Annotated in this window: 16 protein-coding genes and 1 pseudogene; 11 read left to right on the top strand and 6 right to left on the bottom strand. The window is 68.8% G+C overall.

Features of this window, described 5'->3' with window-relative positions:
- Positions 1-7 precede the first annotated feature (7 nt).
- Both ACFZDE_RS05625 and ACFZDE_RS05620 read left to right on the top strand, forming a co-directional pair.
- Positions 8-336 (top strand): annotated as a pseudogene (locus ACFZDE_RS05625) (hypothetical protein); the annotation flags it as partial.
- 205 nt (positions 337-541) lie between these two features.
- Positions 542-682: a hypothetical protein gene (locus tag ACFZDE_RS05620; RefSeq protein ID WP_391197687.1), complete on the top strand. Its 141-nt coding sequence runs from the start codon at positions 542-544 to the stop codon at positions 680-682.
- A 74-nt stretch (positions 683-756) separates the two neighbouring features.
- On the opposite strand, the gene ACFZDE_RS05615 is transcribed toward ACFZDE_RS05620, so the two are convergent.
- Together ACFZDE_RS05615 and ACFZDE_RS05610 are read right to left on the bottom strand one after the other, a co-directional pair.
- Entirely contained in the window at positions 757-1239 is a 483-nt protein-coding gene (locus tag ACFZDE_RS05615) for an NUDIX domain-containing protein (protein WP_391197685.1), read from the bottom strand.
- 10 nt (positions 1240-1249) lie between these two features.
- Positions 1250-2470 carry a helix-turn-helix domain-containing protein gene (locus ACFZDE_RS05610; RefSeq protein WP_391197682.1) on the bottom strand — a complete coding sequence of 407 codons (1221 nt, stop codon included), beginning with the start codon at positions 2468-2470 and terminating at the stop codon, positions 1250-1252.
- 215 nt (positions 2471-2685) lie between these two features.
- On the opposite strand from ACFZDE_RS05610, the gene ACFZDE_RS05605 reads away from it, so the two are divergent.
- The 8 genes from ACFZDE_RS05605 (at position 2686) to ACFZDE_RS05570 (ending at position 9851) form a co-directional block, all read left to right on the top strand.
- Entirely contained in the window at positions 2686-3579 is an 894-nt protein-coding gene (locus ACFZDE_RS05605) for a phosphotransferase (RefSeq protein WP_391197679.1), read from the top strand.
- A gap of 81 nt (positions 3580-3660) precedes the next feature.
- A complete protein-coding gene (locus ACFZDE_RS05600; protein ID WP_391197676.1) occupies positions 3661-4911 on the top strand; it encodes a methionine adenosyltransferase in 1251 nt (416 codons plus the stop codon).
- Positions 4911-5837 (top strand): phosphotransferase, encoded by a 927-nt coding sequence (locus ACFZDE_RS05595; RefSeq protein ID WP_391197673.1) that lies wholly within the window; start codon positions 4911-4913, stop codon positions 5835-5837. The genes ACFZDE_RS05600 and ACFZDE_RS05595 overlap by 1 nt, the downstream gene beginning before the upstream one ends.
- Complete coding sequence (locus ACFZDE_RS05590) at positions 5834-6133, top strand: histidine phosphatase family protein (RefSeq protein ID WP_391197672.1); 300 nt, start codon at positions 5834-5836, stop codon at positions 6131-6133. The genes ACFZDE_RS05595 and ACFZDE_RS05590 overlap by 4 nt, the downstream gene beginning before the upstream one ends.
- A gap of 183 nt (positions 6134-6316) precedes the next feature.
- A complete protein-coding gene (locus ACFZDE_RS05585; RefSeq protein WP_391197670.1) occupies positions 6317-6544 on the top strand; it encodes a hypothetical protein in 228 nt (75 codons plus the stop codon).
- A complete protein-coding gene (gene serS, locus ACFZDE_RS05580) occupies positions 6537-7829 on the top strand; it encodes a serine--tRNA ligase (RefSeq protein WP_391197668.1) in 1293 nt (430 codons plus the stop codon). Before ACFZDE_RS05585 ends, serS begins: the two co-directional genes overlap by 8 nt.
- A gap of 1 nt (position 7830) precedes the next feature.
- Positions 7831-8853, top strand: coding sequence for a glycosyltransferase (locus ACFZDE_RS05575; RefSeq protein ID WP_391197666.1), 1023 nt, complete (start codon positions 7831-7833; stop codon positions 8851-8853).
- 188 nt (positions 8854-9041) lie between these two features.
- On the top strand, positions 9042-9851 hold the full coding sequence (locus ACFZDE_RS05570) for a hypothetical protein (protein WP_391197664.1): 810 nt from the start codon (positions 9042-9044) through the stop codon (positions 9849-9851).
- Positions 9852-10359: 508 nt separating this feature from the next.
- On the opposite strand, the gene ACFZDE_RS05565 is transcribed toward ACFZDE_RS05570, so the two are convergent.
- The 4 genes from ACFZDE_RS05565 to ACFZDE_RS05550 form a co-directional block, all read right to left on the bottom strand.
- Positions 10360-10746, bottom strand: a complete 387-nt coding sequence (locus ACFZDE_RS05565) for a VOC family protein (RefSeq protein WP_391197662.1) — start codon at positions 10744-10746, stop codon at positions 10360-10362.
- An 81-nt stretch (positions 10747-10827) separates the two neighbouring features.
- Positions 10828-13446: a beta-galactosidase gene (locus tag ACFZDE_RS05560; protein WP_391197659.1), complete on the bottom strand. Its 2619-nt coding sequence runs from the start codon at positions 13444-13446 to the stop codon at positions 10828-10830.
- Between the two features lie 215 nt (positions 13447-13661).
- Positions 13662-14129 (bottom strand): DUF2267 domain-containing protein, encoded by a 468-nt coding sequence (locus tag ACFZDE_RS05555; protein WP_391197656.1) that lies wholly within the window; start codon positions 14127-14129, stop codon positions 13662-13664.
- A gap of 97 nt (positions 14130-14226) precedes the next feature.
- Complete coding sequence (locus ACFZDE_RS05550) at positions 14227-14649, bottom strand: Hsp20 family protein (RefSeq protein WP_391003169.1); 423 nt, start codon at positions 14647-14649, stop codon at positions 14227-14229.
- 171 nt (positions 14650-14820) lie between these two features.
- Here ACFZDE_RS05550 and ACFZDE_RS05545 point away from each other — a divergent pair, with 171 nt between their 5' ends.
- Positions 14821-15123 (top strand): hypothetical protein, encoded by a 303-nt coding sequence (locus ACFZDE_RS05545; protein ID WP_104779710.1) that lies wholly within the window; start codon positions 14821-14823, stop codon positions 15121-15123.
- Positions 15124-15557: the final 434 nt, after the last annotated feature.

Genomic DNA, 15557 nt, shown 5'->3' with positions numbered 1-15557 from the left:
TCTCCACACTGTGGAGCGATGGGTACCGGCCCATGCCGATCTGAGTTGGGCCAACATGACCGCACCAACGTTCCAGATCTTCGACTGGGAGGACTGGGGCAATGCCCCATTCGGGCTGGACTCCGCCTCCTTGTGGGCAAGCTCCCTCGCTGTCCCTGCACTGGCCGAACGCGTACGGCATGAGCGGAGAGCCGACTTTGGAAGCCGGGACGGGAAGTTGATGACGTTGTTCGTCTGCTCGAAGATTCTCGGGCCCTACGCTCACCCTGAGGGCCCCGGTTGAAGCCTGCGCGTAGTACAGCTGAGGGGATCATCAATTGGTTTCAGGCCGGTTGACCGCGCGAAGTGCCGACCAGAAAGCGGCCGGGTAAGTCCTCGGCGATGGCTGGCGGCACCTGGTGTCCCACGTCGGTGGAGTGCTGGTTGGCCAGAAGGTTCACGGCCGCCCGGTTCACATGACGATGGCGGCTCTGGGGCGAGTGTCAAGAGCGCCCTTCAACTACGGCCCGCGTCCCGCCCGCGAGCGTGCTTGGCCACCTGTGTGACCCGATCGCTGGACGCGACGCAGGTCGACGTGGAGCTCGTCTCCACACACCTGACCATCACTGAGGTTGCGATGAACACGCAGATCTTCGCCGAGTTGGCGGACCTGGCCGCCTACAGGGCTGCCGCACGGTCCTGATCACAGCGACGATCAACTCTCTCGAGTGACCACGTGCAAGCCGCACACGTTCGTAGAGACTGATTCGTTCCCGCTCAAGCCCCAGTTTCCGGCGGCACCCCTTGTTCGAGGTAAGCGGTCAAGCCGACTGCGCGGGCCTGGATCCCGGCGGTGATCCGGCGTACTAGGCGGGGGATGGTGAGCTCTGGCAGTTGCTCGGCATGATGGAAGTCGTAGCTGCGGAGCTCGTCGGCTTGCAGTGCGATCTTCTGGCGCTGATCCGCGCTGAGACGGCCGCCGTCGAAGAGGTAGAGGACTTTGTCTCCCTCTCCTGAACTTGGTGCCCAGTCCACGACGAGCAGACGGCCGATGTGAGGCTCGATGCCCAGTTCCTCGTGGACCTCGCGCAGACAGGCTTGTCGGGGAGACTCTCCCTGCTCGACGTATCCGCCGGGGATGTCGCGGTAGTCCTTGTATGAGGGTTCGACGAGCAGGACTCGGTCGGCGTCGTCGAAGAAGAGGGCACCAGCCGCCATGCGGGGGTGGGCCATCTTCGCCTCGTGCTCGTTCTCGCTCACAGGATCGACTCTAGCTGCCGACGACGCGAAGCCTCCGGGCCAGGTCAACTACAGGCTGGGACGGTCGGCGGCGGGTACCGCGGATCCAGCCGATGACCAGCTCGCGGCTCAGGTAGTGGTGGCGCACCTGTTCCGGTGCAGCCTGCTCGGCGTCCAGCAGGATGGCCAGAGCTTCGTCGGTTCGGTTCCAGGCGCTGAGTGCCCGGGCGACTTCCAGGCTATGCCTCACACGTCGTTCCACAGGCAGGTCGCTGGTGTCGATGCGTTGCCCAAGGTCAGCGGCTATCTGGATGTCTCCGAGCTCTCCGGCGGTGGTGACGCGATGAATGGCCACGTTGGTCGGGCCGAAGGCCGTCCACAGGTGATTGGCGTCGGTGCCCAACCGCTGCGCGGCTTCGTCCGCTTCTCGGAGGAAGCTCCGAGTTGTCGCCCGGTCCTCCGCTCGGGAGGCCGCCATAGCGCCGGCGAGGAAGAGAGTGCCGTAGACCGAGAGGTATTCGTCGTTCGCGGTGCCCAAGCCGGGCTGCATCACGGCCGCCGCATCGTTCACCAGCTTGACCGCCGGGGTGAAGCGCCCGGTGGCCAGCAGGCAGTGTGTGACCGCCCGGAAGAGCGAGCCCGTCACCGCACTCTGGCCGCTGTACTGCGCGGCCGCCAGGCCGCGGTCGGCGGCGATCCACGCCAGCTCCGACTCCCCGACCTTGCCCAGCACCATGGCCGCGCCTTGATAGGTCAGGGCGAGCAGGGCATGAGCCTCCTCCCTCCCGTGTCCCGAATACGCTCGGGATGCGGCGAGGGCATCGGCCAGTACGAGGGGAAGGCGTCGCGTGGCGAAGCCGTAGCGAGACGCCTGATAGGCGTCGAGGATCTCCTTCACGTTGGCCCGAAGGTCCTTCAGGGCGGGTGGTTCGTCATCGGGCGGAGGCCCGAGCAATGGCGTGACCTGCTTGTAGTCCATGAGAGCTTCGCGCAGGGCGGGGACCGTGCGACGGCCGCTGTCGTTCGACCACTCCATGAGGGTCGGTTCGGCGAGCAGGTCTCCGAGGGAGAGGTCGAGGGCCTCGGCGAGTGAGGTGATCACCGAGAGCCGGTCGAGCTCGATCCGATTGTTCTCCGCTTTGCTCAGCCAGTCCGTGGTTCGTCCGACAAGACCGGCCAGGACTTCTTGGGAAAGGCCGCGTCGACGCCGGTACCAGGCGACGCGCTCGCCGATGGTCAGGTTCTCTGTCATCCCTCGCATGTCCTGAGCATCACCTCGTGGCCGGAATCGACCCCGGAAGGATTTTCCGGGGTGCTGCGGGGTGCCATACCTACTGTCGCAGTAGATCGAAAGGGCCGCCGGGCGATGTGGTCATCTCCCTCCGCTTCGGCTGGCGTTGGCGATCGGCCCTGCTTCTCAGATGGGAACAGGGCACGGCTCACTGATACGGACTGGAGGTGTGGAGGGTGCGTAGCACGAAGACGGTGGAGCCGTGGACCGAGCAAGGCCTCGGCCCCTTCGGCCCGGCAGCTCTCAAGCCGTACTCCAGAACGCGATTCGCCACGGACGGCAGTGCCTTGCTGAAGATCTACGTCGGCATCGACCCCGAAGGCCGGCGTCAGCGTGAGGTCGCGACGGTTGAGCGCGCTGCCCTGTGGGGTATCTCGGTCCCGTCGGTCCTGGCCACGGGAAACAATGAGCCCGGGTCTTGGACGGCATTCCGGACGGTGGGTGGGTCGCCGTGCTCGGTGAGCACGCACTCAGCGATTGAGGAGTACATCGGTCACGTCGCCGCTGTGAGCGGCAGGCTGCACCGGCCCGTCGCCGGCGTCCGTCCCGGCTCCGGCTGGGAAGCACGGCAAGCAAGTGTCGTTTCCTCGCACCAGTTCCTGCTCGATCAGTTCTCTCATCGCTGCCGGTCGCTGCCCTGGTGGGCGGTGCTGAGCGAGGCCCTCCAGGCGATCGATTCCCATCCGGTCGTTCGCCTGCATGGCGACCTCAAGCCCGAGCACCTCCTCGTGGACGGCGAGCGCCTGCACGTCGTCGACTGGGAGGCGAGCGCCTGCGGACCGGCCGTACTCGACTACGCCGACGTGGTGTTCCACCTCGTACGCGACCTGCTGTACCAGGGCGTGCCGCCCGGACGCATCCCGGTCGATCTCCTGACCCGGTTGCCGTTCAGCGGGCCGGTCCTGACCTGGCGCCTCCTCCTCTGGCTCGATCGCCGTCGGACGCGGGACATCGACCTCATCACCGCCCACGACGTCTATCGACTCGCTGCCCAGGAACAGGCTGCCTTCGCGTACCGGTCACTTGCTGAGTCGGTCGCGCTCCTCCGCGCTGCCGACGTCCCCCGCTGAATTCCCCCGCTCCACCGCTCGTCCAGGCGTGCTGACGCCTGCGCTCATCCCCTTCTACCCACCCCTGAATGGGAGTTCGTGATGCCTCGTACGAGCACGACCATCGACAACAGCCACATCGTCATCGACACCGGCATGGCCCAGCCGGACGCGACGACCATCGTGGAACGCAAGGGCCTCGGCCATCCGGACACCCTGGCCGACCATCTCGCCGAGCGATTGTCCCGCGCCTACAGCCGGTACACCGTTCAGAACTTCGGCGCCGTACTGCACCACAACTTCGACAAGCTCGCCCTCCTCGGCGGAGCCAGCGAGGTGCGATACGGCGCCGGCCGGATGACGTCACCAGTGCGGGTCCTGGTCAACGGGCGCGCCGCGCCGATATGCGGCGGCCAGCTGATACCGGTCGAGGACATAGTGGAAGCTGAAGTCCGGTCGTTCTTCACCGAGCGGCTGCCCGAGGTCTCGGCCCACCTGGACATCGTCTTCAACATCACCAGCAATTCGAGCCCGGGCGCTGTCCTCACCGGCGACGGGGTGCCCGACCGCACCCGCTGGTTCAACCCGCGCTCCGTCGAAGATCTCCGCGAGCGGCGGGTGCGGCTCTCCAACGACACGTCTCTCGGCACCGGCTGGGCGCCGGAGAACCCGTTCGAGTCGTTCGTACGGGAACTGGTGGACCACTTCTCCGGGCAGAGCGAGTTCACGCTCGCCCACGCCTGGTGCGGCTCGGACGTCAAACTCATGGGCTACTGGGACGGAGCCCAGGCCGACATCGTGTTGTGCGTCCCCCAGAAGTCGCGTCACGTCGCCAGCCGAGCGGAATACGTCCGCAACGCGGAGACCGTCCTCGCCGAGTGCCACCGCCTCGCCGGCCTCCGGCTGCCTGGAGCGGAGGCGCGTTTCCGGCTGAATGCTCGCGACGTTCCGGGGAAGGACGAGCTGTACCTCACCTACACCGGCAGTTCGATCGAGTCCGGTGACGAAGGCGTTGTGGGGCGAGGAAATCGGGTCAACGGGCTGATCACACCCTTGAGGCCTATGAACCTGGAGGGCGCCAACGGCAAGAACCCCGTCTACCACGTCGGCAAGCTGTACAACGTCGCCGCGCAGCGACTCGCCACCCGGCTCCACGAGGCGACCGAGGGGCATGCCGAGGTTCACCTGGTGAGCACGACCGGGCAGCGACTCGATCAACCCTGGCGCGTCCTCGTCCGCCTGTCCTCTCCCGACGTCGAGGTGGACAAGGTGCAGGCCCTGGTATCCGAGGCGCTCGGCGAGTTCCCGGCCCTGACGGACGAGCTGGTTTCCGACGGGATCGTGCTGAGCTGATGGTGACGCGGACGCTCGGAGAGGTTCCCGCAGGGTGCCAGCGGCGGTTACTCGCGCACTACGGGCCGGAAGCCCAGGCGTGGCTGGACACAGCACCGGACCTGCTGGAACAGGCCGCCGAACGCTGGACGTTTTCCCTCGGCGACTACCACGACGCCGGACACGCCTCGGTGATCGCGACAGCGACCGCCCTCGACGGGCGTCCGCTACTCCTCAAGGCATGGACCGACCCCACCCGGTATCGCCACGAAGTGGGTGCACTGCGGCTGTGGGCCGACGGGCCGACGGCGGACGTCATCGAGGCCGCTGACGACCTGGCGGTGGCCGCCCTGGAGCTGGTGGGAGGGCGCGCTGGTGGCGCCGAGCGGCCAGAGCGCGAGGTTCAGATGGTGGCGGCTGCCCTTCAGGGGCTGCACACCCTCGGCCGGCGCCGAAGGCGACCGAACAGCTTCCCGCTGCTCACCGACCACCTCGGCACGGAGATGCTGCCGCGGATCCGGCGACGGATGGAGACGCTCGACCTCGACGCATGGCATCTCCTCGTCGACGCCGCGCTCCCGGCGCTCGCCGGACTGCAGGAAGACCCAGGCAGGACGACTGTCCTGCACGCGGACTTGTATCGGGAGAACGTGCCATTCGACTGGCTGGGGCACCCGCGCCTGCTCGATCCGCTACCCATGCTGGGCGACGCGGCATACGACTGGGCCTTCTGGACCGTCTATTACGACCTTGGGCACGGGACCGACGGGCGGCTCGCCGCTGCCGCCCGTATCTCCCGGATCCCCGTTCCCGTACTCGCGCCGTGGTGCAGAGCGCTGGCCCTCGACGGACTCCTCTACTACCTGGAGGCCGGGGATCCGAGAGCACCGCAGATGGCGGAAGTGCTCGCCGACCTTTCCGCGTCGACCCCGAGGAGGGGCTCGTGACCACCTACGTTCTCCGCCACGGACAGACGGACTACAGCAAGCGGTACCTCGTCAACGGCGACCCATCCCAACCCATCCACCTGGCCGAGGAGGGAAGACAATCGCTGAGCCTGGGCTGGCCCACCCTCCCCCTCCACACCGTGCGGACATGGCTGACCAGCGAGTTCCCGCGTGCCCAGCAGACGGCTTCTCTGCTGATGGGTGTGCCGGCGGCGGAACTGGCCATCGAACCTCGCCTGAATGAACTCGACTACGGAGAGTTCGAGGGCCGCCCTTTCCTGGAGTACGCGGTCTGACTCGACGGCCAGGGTCCGAACGAGCGGCCTGCGGGCGGCACCGAGTCCCAGCGCGACGGCATCCGGAGGATGCTCACCGGATTGCTCGCCACCCTGGAGCGACCCGGACCCCGCGTTCTCGTAGGCCACGGCCTTTTGGCCTCCGTCCTCCTCTGGCATCAGAACCGATCTCCGAAGGAGGCCATGCCGCTCTTCTTCCCGGAGGCGCCGTACGTCGTGCCGATCGCCATACCCGACGACGAGCTGCCGGACTGGATCACGGCGCTGATGAGCGATCTCGACAGGGACGTTCCCGGAGATCGTGCTGACCGCGGTGGCGCGGACATATTCCGGATCGGTGAGGGCTCGGCGGTTGCTACGGTCGATTCCGTATCCCATCAGCCGGATCAAAAGGATCTTCCTCATGCATGATGCCCGCGCCCTAATCGAAATGGGTGCCGAAGCGGTTCGTCGGCTCGCTCGTCGCGGCTACTTTCTGGACCTGTCCGAGCTGGAGTCCCTCCAGTCTCAGCGCAACCAGAACATCCGCTCGGCCGACGAGCTGCGGGCTGAGTCCAAGCGGGTGGCGAGTGAGGTCCAGCAGACGGCCAAGCAGGGCGGCGACATCTCCAAGCTGAAGGAGCGCGCCCGCGAGCTGAAGGACCAGATCCGGGACATCGAGGCCGGACAGGTGCAGGTCGAGGAGCAGCTCCGCGACCTCCTCCTCAGCATCCCGAACCTGCCGGATGACGCGGCCCCGGACGGCGACTCCGAGGACTTCGCGGTCGAGATCCGGCGGGTCGGCGCTCCGCCGGCCTTCCCGTTCGAGCCGAAGGACCACGTCGACCTCGGTGAAGCCATCGGCATCCTCGACTTCGCTCGGGCGACGAAGCTGTCCGGCCCGCGCTTCGCGGTCTCGCGCGGCGCCGGAGCAGCGCTGGAGCGTGCCCTGGCCACACTCTTCCTCGACCTGCACACCCGTCGGCACGGGTACGTCGAGCACGCGGTCCCGTACCTGGTCACCCGCAAGACGATGACCGGCACGGGGCAGCTGCCGAAGTTCGAGGAGGACCTGTTCCAGACCGGCGTCGCCGACCGCGAGCTGTTCCTGATCCCGACGGCCGAGGTGCCGCTGACCAACCTCTACGCCGACGAGATCATCCCTCCGGCCGAGCTGCCGCTGGCACTCACCGCGCACACGCCGTGCTTCCGGTCCGAAGCCGGGTCGTACGGCCGCGACACCCGAGGCCTGATCCGCCAGCACCAGTTCGCCAAGGTCGAGATCGTCCAGATGGTCGACCCGGCGGACGCGGACGCCACGCTGGAGACGATGGTCGGCCACGCCGAGGCATGCCTGAAGGAACTCGGCCTCGCCTACCGCGTCGTCAAGCTGGCCGCCGGCGACACGGGCTTCTCCGCCCAGCTCACCTACGACATCGAGGTCTGGATCCCGAGCCAGAACACGTACCGAGAGATCTCCTCGGTCTCCAACTTCGGCACCTTCCAGGCCCGCCGGGCCAACATCCGGACCCGCGGCGATGACGGCAAGCCCAAGCTCGTCGCCACCCTCAACGGCTCCGGCCTGCCCGTCGGCCGCACCCTGGCCGCTCTCCTTGAGCAGTGCCAGCAACAGGACGGCTCCATCGTCCTGCCCGAATCACTCGTCCCGTACCTCGGCTTCCGCCGTATCTCGGCGGACGGAACACCGGAGGCATAACGTGCTCGTCGGCGTCTGCGACTTCCCTGGTAGCTACGCCTTTCCACCCGCCGGCTACGGCGGGATCGAACGATGGCTGTGGGCGGTCGCCGTAGGCGCCCGAGCCGCAGGCGCCGACGTACACCTTCTAGGGCCGGACTGGCTCACGGACCTGGAGAACGACTGGGTCCGTCGGCCGGTCCGCCTGGAGGACATCACCGCCGGATCGCTCGCCGAGCGGGAGCTTCGCGACACGGGATACGACCTCCTGGTCGTGGGGCACGAATATCCGTCCCTGCCGGCCTGGACACGCACATGGAGCGAGCTGGACTGCGACGTCGCCACCTTCCAGCACTCCCCCGTCTTCCACCACGCCGATGCGGCTTTCGACGGCAAGCGGTCACGGCTCTACTGCTATTCATCTGAGATGATCGAGCGGTACGCGGAGCACCAGCCGATCACCGAACTCGCCGTCCACCTGGGCCTGGACGAGGCGGAGCCTTCGGCCGTCGCCGGCAGCGACCTCGTGTGGCTTGGTCGAATAGACGAGGAGAAGGCGCCGCACCTCGCCGTCCGAGCAGCCCAGATCCTCGGCCGCCGGATACAGGTAGTCGGCCCGGTCTTCGACGAGGCATACGTACAGCGCCATGAACGTCTCTTCAGCGCGGACCATGTGAAGTGGCTCGGCGAACTCGGCGGCCCTTCCAAGACAGCCGCCATCCGTGACGCATCCGTCTTCGTCTACACATACGCCCGTACGTACGTGGAAGCCGGCGCAGCCGTCTTCGGTGAGTCCCTCCGCGCCGGCACCCCCATAGCCGCGCTCACTTGGCGCGAAGGGACCTGCGCCGAGGCGGCCCTATGCGATCGGACGGGCGTGGTCACGGTGGCTGATCCCGCAGAGGACGACGAGACAGCGGCGAAGCTTCTCGCCCTCGCGATCGAGCAGGCCGAGGACCTCGACCACACAGAGGTCCAGGAGACCGGGATGCATCGCTTCGATCCAGCCCGCCACTTCGCGGCGATGTCGACCCGGTCATGGTGAGTAGCCCCGGGGAACTCGTGCTCAGGGCGTCGTCCCATTCGGAAGCCCGCTTACTCGCAGTCCTCCGTCAAGCCATCGGACCCCACTGGGAGTTCACTGTTTCCGAGGGGAGGATCGCGATCGAGCATCCCCGCAGGGGATCGCCGTACTGTCCGCCTCGTCGGTCCCCGTCCTGGGAGGAACTACTGGTGGGGCTCAAGGCGGGTTTCGCGGCCCAAGGCGTCCCGCAGCAGGCCTGCCTGCCAGTTCGGTGGGGCCGTGAGACTGAGCTGACGATCTCGGCCGTCCAAGCCCTTGACCCCTTCCTCAAGGACGGGCGTCCAGTGACCTACCGCAGTGGCTTCCTGCCCCAGCCCGTAGTCCGTTTCACCGGGCAGCGTGACGCATCGGGCGATCTCCGGGAAGGGTTTCTGACCTCGTTCGTCAACGTCTCCCGCGTCCAGCCCATTCAGTGCATCGACGACTACGGGGGGATCCTGGACGGCTGGCTCAGCGTGCTGTCGCGATTGGGTTTCCACGCGCGTCACATCGGCATCAACGGCAAGCTGGCAGTATGGCGGCGGCGCCAAGTCGAAGGCATTACCCTTCGCTTCAACCACCTCGATTTGCCTCTCGGTGACATCGTCCTCCTTTGGAACGCTGACAACCCCGCGCGGATGGCCGTAGACCTCGGCACCGGGCTGGAACGGCTGGCCTGGGCGAGGACGAGGCTGAGGTGGAGGGACCTCGTCTTCGGCCGGTTCGTGGCCCTTGCGTCCCCGCCGACCCTGGACGCCGTCCGCACCGCCACTCTCCTCCTTGCACACGGCGTTCGTCCGGCCGCGCGTGGAGCCGGCGGGATCACTCGCCGGGTGATCGGAACGATCGACCCGGGTGCTGTGAAGCTGGGCGTCAGTTCCCTGGTTCGCGCGTCGTATCGCTATTGGCGGCTTTTCGGTGAACCGAAGGTCCCATGGCCAGCCGTGACTACGGCGATCGAGGAGAACTGGGGCATCTGAAGGAAAACTCACTTGAGATCCCTGGCCGACAAAGGTGGGCACGGTCCTGAAGATTCAACTCAGAGCTCTGGACAGCTGGTTGGCCAGGACGTACTCACGGCCGCCCGGTTTTCTGAGGTTGGCGGCTCCGGGGCGAGTGTCAAGAGCGCCCTTCGGGCGTCGGCTGGCGCCGATTGCGCTTCGCTTCACTCTTGACACTCGCCCCTCCACCGCAGGGTGTTCCATGGCCGGGCGGCCCGAGGTGGGGCGGCGGGGTCCGTGGGTGGGGGTACGGAGTCGTGCCGGGTGGCCGCTCGGAGGGGTGGGGGGCGGCTGGGGCCCGTTTGCAGGGGGTGCGGAGGCGTGCCGAGTGGCGGGCTCGGATGGGGCAGGGTGGGCATCCGGGCGGACTGCCGGGCTCGCGGTGGTGGGTGTCGGGGGCTACGGCGTAGCCGGGAACCCATGAGGACGACGAACGGGCTGCGGACCAGCGGCCGGAAGAAGGCGTCGCTGGTCGGACCGGCGCGGTCTAGTCGGCCACCTTGTCCAGTTCACCGCGTTCGACGCAGAACTCGTTGCCCTCCGGGTCCGCCATCACGATCCAGCCTCTGCCGTTGGGGAGGGTGCGGTCCGTGAGGATCTGGGCGCCCAGGGACACGGCTCGTTCGGCCTCCTCGGCACGGGTACGGCCGGTCGGGCCCAGGTCGAAGTGGATGCGGTTCTTCGCCGTCTTGCCTTCCTCCACCCTGACGAAGAGGAGGCCCGGCGTGCCGGACGGGAGTTCCAGCAGGACCTCGTCGTCCCCGGGCTTGTCCACGTCCGATATGGGGTGCCCCAGGAACTCGCTCCAGAAACGGGCCAGTTCGTAGGGCTCGCCCGTGCAGTCGAAGGTGATGTGGCGGATGATGGGGTTCAACGGGATGCTCCCTCAAAGGCGTTCGGCGACTCGTCCTCACCGCAGAGTTCTTGAGGCAGCGCGTGCTGTCGAACCAATTCCTCAGTCCGCGGTTTCCAGTCTCAGCCCGCGAAGCTCCGGAACCTCCGGTCCGGCCGTGCCCCGCACCAGCAGGGTCAGGCCCGACCAGCCCGGTGGGATCCACAGGACATCCGCGTCGCCGCCCGAGAAGTCCGGGCGGTCGCCGGTCCAGACCCTGCCCACGCACTCGCCGCCCGCCCAGCCGGTCACCCGGATCCGGGTGCCGTCCGGGCGCAGGAGGAGGCCGTCGTGGGAGGGCGGCAGGTCGAGGTCGAGCCATGCCTCCTCCCCCGGCGCGAGGGCCAGCGGCAGCCGGACCTCCTGCCCGGGCGTGGCTTCGGTGGCGAAGGCCGTCAGCTGGTCGTCGTCCTGCGCGGTGCACGTCCAGTCCGTCACCGGGTCCAGGGCGAGGAGTTCGGCGCGGAGGCCGCCGCCGCTGGGGTGGTGGGGCAGCGTGATCGAGATGCGGTGGGTGCCCGCGGGGAGCGGGATCCACGGGTCCTCGGCATGGACGGTGCGGGGCGTTTCGGTGCTGTGGGCGGTGGTCGGGCCGCCGTCGGTCAGCGTCATCCGTAGCGGCTCGACCAGCCCCTTGAGGTGCAGGGCCGCCGCGGTGTGCGTGTGGAGCTCGCGGGTGTAGGTGACGGGGACGCCGACGCGGGTGCTGCTCCAGCCGCCCAGCTCGCGCAGGGGTGCCGGGTGGCCCGCCCAGTGGCCGTGCACCGACCAGAGCGCCGATACGTCCTCCGTCTTCCGGACCCTCCACAGCGTGCCGAGGCCGCGCGGTGCGCCGAGGCGGAGGGCCGGCAGGCGGGCGTCGTCGAAGTTCGCGTGGCCCCAGATCTCGACCACGGCCTCGATGTCGACGGCACCGGTAGCTTCGCGTACGTCGATCCGCCGGGTGGCCCCGAAGTCGGCGATCGTCGGGCGTGCCCGGCCAGCGACCGACAGGTCGACGATGTCCGCCGCCCCGGCGAGCAGCAGTTCGTCGACGTCCGTGAGGTCGGTCGTGGTCCGGTAGGTGCCGCGCCCCCGGTACACGCCGAGGGACTCCAGTGTCGGCGGCAGTTCGTGGTGGCCCGCCGCGCGCTCGGGGGCGGGGGATGATCGGCGCCGCGTGCGACGTACCTCGGCGGAGGGCGGTGTGGGCCGGGTGGGTGCCGGTGGGTCGAGATGCACGGTGCCGTCGCGGTCCGTAGCGCGCAGGCGTACGGCGTCCGCCGGGGTCAGCGCTACGAGGGTCAGCCCCTCGGCCGTCTGCCGCCGCGGCGTTCCGGGCGCGGGTGCCGGTAGGTCGACCCGGGTGTCCCCGAGTACGACGGTGACCGGCACCTCGGAGGAGAAGACCAGGACGCCCTGCCCCGTCGCGACCAGGTCCGCCGAGGCCAGGGTGAGCGTCCCCTCGTGGCCCCACGGGCCCAGGGGCACGTCCACCGGCATCAACGGGCACGAGTCCGCCGCGACGGCGACCGGCACCCCGTTCACGACGGCGGTTCCCGGCCCGGTCCCCGTCCCGAGGTGCGGTACGGCGAGGAGTTGGCCGCCCCCGTCGAGTCGCAGGGCCGACAGTGCCGAGCTGGTCGGGAAGTCGGTGGTGAGGGGGGTGTGCGGGTCGGTCGGGGTGGCGAGGGCCAGGCGGGGGCCCAGGGTGCCGATGACGCGGGCGAGGATCTGGGCCTCGGCGTACTCGGGGCGTTCGGTTCCGGTGGAGGAGACGTAGCCGCCGAAGTCGTAGCCGTGGCTCATGAGGTTGCCGGGCCTGCCCCAGTTCCCGGCGGACGGGGTGTATCCGAAGTTCCAGCCGGAGGACTGGAGGTAGGGGCCGATCAGCGAGGCGCCGCCGGCGAGGAGGCGGCGCAGGGTGCGGTGGCGGCGGTTGGTCTCGGTGATGAGCAGGGGCAGTCCGCGTTCCGCCAGCAGCTCGGCGTAGCGCCGTACTTCGGGTTCGATGTGCGGGGAGTCGTCGTCCGGGTAGAAGTTGCGCGCCGGTACGACGCCGGGGACGTCGCCGGTGGCTCCCTGGAGGTCGCCCTGCCCGGAGCAGGCGATGAGCGGCACGGTGATGCCGTGCCGTACGGCCTGGTCGCGCAGGGCGGTCACATAGCCTGTGCGGTCCTCGCAGTCGAAGAAGTCCAGTTCGTTCTCCAGCTGCACCATGATGACGGTGCCGCCGGTCGGGTACTGCCGCTCGGCGAGCAGGGGCAGCACCTGGTCGAACCAGGCGGTGACCCGGTCGAGGAAGCGCGGCTCGTTCTGCCGGACCCTGAGCTCCGGGTCCGAGCCCAGCCAGGCGGGCAGGGCGCCGCCGTCCCACTCGGAGCAGATGTACGGGCCCGGCCGTGCGATGACGTACAGGCCCTCCTCCCGCGCGAGGTCGAGGAAGGCGGCCACGTCGCGCCGGCCATCGAAGGACCAGCGGCCGGGTGCCGTCTCGTGGAAGTTCCACGGCAGGTAGACGTCCACGCAGGTGTAGCCGGAGGCCCGGACCTGGGCGAGCCGGGCGCGCCACTGCTCTCGGGGCAGGCGGAAGTAGAACAGGGACGCGCACAGCACGAGCTGCGGATCACCCTCGATGCGGATGCCTCGGGCGTCGAGCTCGATGACGCTGTCGACCACTGTCGCCGGACTGCTGCTGCTCACTTGACTCCCGCGCTTCCGCCGCTGATGTCCAGTTCGTGACCCCCGCCGCGACTCCCAGCCCTCGCCCGGATGATCAGCCGGACTTCGAATGACGATTAAAATAACCATCGTTCAAAGCCCGGGCAAGACCGCCTTGTGTCGTGCGGGTTCGGTTGGAGCCGGGGTCCGTGGCAGTGCACGAGGGGGGCATCGGCGGGGTTGTCACACTTCGGGGCCTACGACGCCGGGGTCATCTCGGCCCGGAGCTCCGCCCGGCCGAACAGGAGGGCGTAGCCCGGGGGGAGTTGGGCCAGGATGCGGGTGATCAGGGCGTCGCCGACCAGGGGCGGTAGCGCGCTGAGCACCGAGCTGACGTCCCAGCGGGCCGTGGCGGACGTGGCTCCGGGGGTGCGGGACGCGACCTCGTCGACGAACCGCGCGGCCGTCAGCCGGTGGGTGTCCGGGATCTGGGCGGCGATCAGCCGGGCGGCCTCCTCGGGCAGGGCGCGGGCGAGATCGACCCGCTCGTCGCCGGTGACGTGGGTGCCGAGGGCGGAGAGGACGGTACGGGTGACCCGCTCGGCCTCCGGCAGGGTGGCGTACCGGCCCGACAGCCGGACGGCTTCGATCAGTTGGGTCCAGGTGACGTCGTCGACCTGGACGTGGGGCTTCGTGGTCACACGTGGCACTGTCGCCGTGCTCATGTGCGGGATGTTCCTCCGGGTGCGTGCGATCTGGTCCCGGGCCGCGCCGCCGGGGCTCGTACCGGCGGCGCGACACGGTGCGGGCGGTGCGGTGCGGTCAGCCGCTGATCTGCTTGCGCGTGTCGCCGCCCGAGATCTCGATGCGGCGCGGCTTGGCCTGTTCGGCCACGGGGATGCGCAGGGTCAGGACGCCCGACTCGTAGGAGGCGTCGATGCGCTCCGTGTCCAGGGTGTCGCCGAGGAACAGCTGGCGGGTGAAGGTACCGGTGGGGCGTTCGGCGACGAGGGTTTCCGCGCCCTCGGGGGCGGGCGACTTGCGCTCGACTCGGACGTTCAGGACGTTGCGCTCCACGTCCAGCTCGATCGTCTCCGGGTCGATGCCGGGGAGGTCGAAGTGGACGAAGAAGTCGTCCCCGGAACGGTAGGCGTCCATCGCCATCGCCGATGTGCGGGCGGTGGGGCCGAACACCTGCTGGGTCAGTCGGTCGAGCTCACGGAAGGGGTCCGTGCGCATGAGCATCACTGGTCACTCCTCTCTTCGGACGCAGTCGGTGCGATGCCCTACGGTCTGCGTCTTCTTATATAGCTCGGAGGAGGAAAGTTGACAAGCCCGGGCTCAGGTTCGGGTCCCGGAAGCTCGCGGGCTAGCCTCAAGATCCCGAGCAGGGCGCGTAGGACGCAGGAGGCAGACATGGCGAAGGTTCCCAGCGCGGTGGTCGCCGCGAGCGGGCTCGTGGGCGGCTACGGCGTGGCCCGCTGGACCAGGCAGCGGCCGCTCGGCGGGGTCGTACTGGCCGTGGCCGGGGTGGCGGCCGCCCGGCAGTGGCGGCAGCAGGCCGGTGGGGTGGCGGCCGGGGCGTTGTCGGCCGCGTATGTCGCCGCCTTCGCGGGCTCGCACCCGCTGGCGAAGAAGGTGGGCGCCTGGCCTGCCGTGTTCGGGGTGGCGGGGGCCGTGGGGCTGGCGTCGTGGGCGGTGGCGGACCGGCGGGGCTGAGCCGTCGACTGGTTCGCTCCGGTGGCTGGTTGTTCCGCTGACCGACTGTTCCGCTGACCGGTTGCTCCGGTGACCGGCTGGTCGGCCGGCTGTCGACGTACGGCGGGTCGGCGGGGCGGGCTGGTCCGCGGGTCGGGCTGGGGCGGCTGGTCGGCACAGCGAAGAACCCGGCCCTGGATCCCAGGGCCGGGTTCTTGTCTGGAGCGCCGGGCAGGCCTTGCACCTGCATCTCCCCACAGGAAGTGGGGCGTCTTTCCTTGGACCACCAACGCACTGTCCGCCGACCGGAGTTCCGGCGACCGGACGCAGATCAACTATAACGCAGTTTCTGTTATCCCCTTCACCATCAGGCCGTCTCCTCACCGTCCCCCGCAGGTACCCGACCTACGACGCTGAGGTACGACGACGTGACACCACAGATCAGCCGCCGGAGC

It is taken from the genome of Streptomyces sp. NPDC007929 (assembly GCF_042959065.1).
Classification (GTDB): domain Bacteria; phylum Actinomycetota; class Actinomycetes; order Streptomycetales; family Streptomycetaceae; genus Streptomyces.
Note: the sequence above shows the minus strand (reverse complement) of the source record. Positions and strands in the feature narration are given on the sequence as shown.

Coding starts and splice junctions, on each gene's coding strand:
- ACFZDE_RS05610 (WP_391197682.1), bottom strand. CDS start 2,470: ATGACAGAGAACCTGACCATCGGCGAGCGCGTCGCCTGGTACCGGCGT.
- ACFZDE_RS05600 (WP_391197676.1), top strand. CDS start 3,661: ATGCCTCGTACGAGCACGACCATCGACAACAGCCACATCGTCATCGAC.
- ACFZDE_RS05595 (WP_391197673.1), top strand. CDS start 4,911: ATGGTGACGCGGACGCTCGGAGAGGTTCCCGCAGGGTGCCAGCGGCGG.
- ACFZDE_RS05585 (WP_391197670.1), top strand. CDS start 6,317: ATGCCGCTCTTCTTCCCGGAGGCGCCGTACGTCGTGCCGATCGCCATA.
- serS (WP_391197668.1), top strand. CDS start 6,537: ATGCATGATGCCCGCGCCCTAATCGAAATGGGTGCCGAAGCGGTTCGT.
- ACFZDE_RS05555 (WP_391197656.1), bottom strand. CDS start 14,129: ATGAGCACGGCGACAGTGCCACGTGTGACCACGAAGCCCCACGTCCAG.
- ACFZDE_RS05550 (WP_391003169.1), bottom strand. CDS start 14,649: ATGCTCATGCGCACGGACCCCTTCCGTGAGCTCGACCGACTGACCCAG.
- ACFZDE_RS05545 (WP_104779710.1), top strand. CDS start 14,821: ATGGCGAAGGTTCCCAGCGCGGTGGTCGCCGCGAGCGGGCTCGTGGGC.